The organism is Protofrankia sp. CiP1_Cm_nod3, from assembly GCF_982290655.1.
The window spans coordinates 1,587-3,155 of sequence record NZ_CEVIVD010000083.1; the positions used below are offsets into that span (position 1 = coordinate 1,587).

Below are 1,569 nucleotides of genomic sequence, written 5' to 3' on the forward strand. Positions count from 1 at the left end.
CCCGCGGCGCCGGTGGGAGGGCTTCGAGAACGGCGTCGAGCAGGTCCCCGCTGCCCCGGCCGTGCAGGGACGAGACGGGGTGCGGCTCGCCGAGGCCGAGGCTCCACAGCGCGGCGGCGTCGGCCTCGCCGCGGGAGTCGTCGACCTTGTTCGCCGCGAGGACGACCGGCAGCCCGCTGCGGTGCAGCACGCGGGCGACGGCCTCGTCCGCGTCGGTGGCCCCGACGGTGGTGTCGACCACGAACAGCACCGCGTCGGCGGTGTCGAGGGCGGCGCGCGCCTGCTCGGCGACCCGGGCCGCGAGCCCATGCGCGTCCGGCTCCCAGCCGCCGGTGTCGACCACCACGAAACGGCGGCCGTTCCAGGTCGCGTCGTAGGCGACGCGGTCCCGGGTCACGCCGGGGACGTCCTCGACGACCGCGGCCCGCCGGCCGAGTATCCGGTTCACCAGCGTCGACTTGCCGACGTTGGGGCGTCCGACAACGGCCAGGACCGGCTGGCGGTCGTCGAACTCGGACCGGCCCGCGGCGGAGTCCCGCGGTGCCTGCGAAGCCACACCCACAACGTCCTCGTCTCTAGTAACTCTGTTCTAGTAACTTCTGTCTCTGTAACTTTGTCTCTGTAACTCTGACTCTGTAACTCTGACTCTGTAACTCTCTGCGACTTTCTGGGTCCTGCCGGAGCCGGACCTCTGTGGATCTCTACGGCCTGCCGGATCCGGTCGGCCCGGGGCCGCCTCGCCGCGGCCGGCGCCGGCCCGCCCCGGCTGACCGACGCGATCCCGGCCGGGCGGGCGGCGCGGCCGGACTGGGCGGGGACGTGGGCGCCAGCCGGGCCTGGGCGAGATGGTCGGCGAGCCGGACCCGGATGTCCTCGGCCACCGCCGCCAGCGCCCGCCGCGACCGCGGGTTGGCCGGGATCTCCACCTGGAACGGATGCCCGAAGACCATCCGGGCGTGGACGGAGCGCCGCGGCCAGTGCGCCCCCTTCGGCAGGACCTGCCCGGTGTCGACGCAGGCGACCGGCACTATCGGGCAGCGGCCGTGGACGGCCAGGTAGGCGATGCCGTGCTGGACGGTCTCCACCTCGCCGCTGCCCCTGGTCCCCTCCGGGAACACCCCGATCGCGCCGCCGCGGGAGAGCTCGTCGAGCGCGGTGTGCAGCGCGGACCGGTCGGGCCGGCCCCGGTCGACGGGGATCTGCCCGGACAGCAGCAGCAGCCGGCCGAGGATCCCGGTGTACAGCTCGGACTTCACCAGGCAGCGGACCGTGCGCGGCGCCTCGATCACGACCAGGGGCCCGTCGAGCAGGCTGCTGTGATTGCCCGCGAAGATCAGCGGGCCGGCGGACGGGACCCGGTCGAGCCCCTCGGCCGTCAGGCGCATGACGACCCTGTTCAGGATCAGACGGAACAGCGGTTTGAGCACCGTGTGCAGAATGTCGTTGTACGGCCGGGACGCCGCCGCCCGCCGGGACACCGCCGTGGACGGCCGCCCGCCGCCCGGCCCTCCGCCGCCGCGCGGGACGCCGGCCACGGAACCGACACCTCGCGCGGCACCGGCCGCGGGG

2 protein-coding genes are annotated in these 1,569 nt (G+C 74.4%); both read right to left on the reverse strand.

Annotation, left to right across the window (positions count from 1 at the left end; translation table 11 throughout):
• A partial coding sequence (locus AC5LUJ_RS15820; protein WP_493465182.1) for a GTPase occupies positions 1-556 on the reverse strand: 556 nt, incomplete at its 3' end.
• A gap of 145 nt (positions 557-701) precedes the next feature.
• Positions 702-1,569 (reverse strand): lysophospholipid acyltransferase family protein (locus tag AC5LUJ_RS15825; protein ID WP_493465183.1); only part of this gene is annotated, 868 nt, incomplete at its 5' end.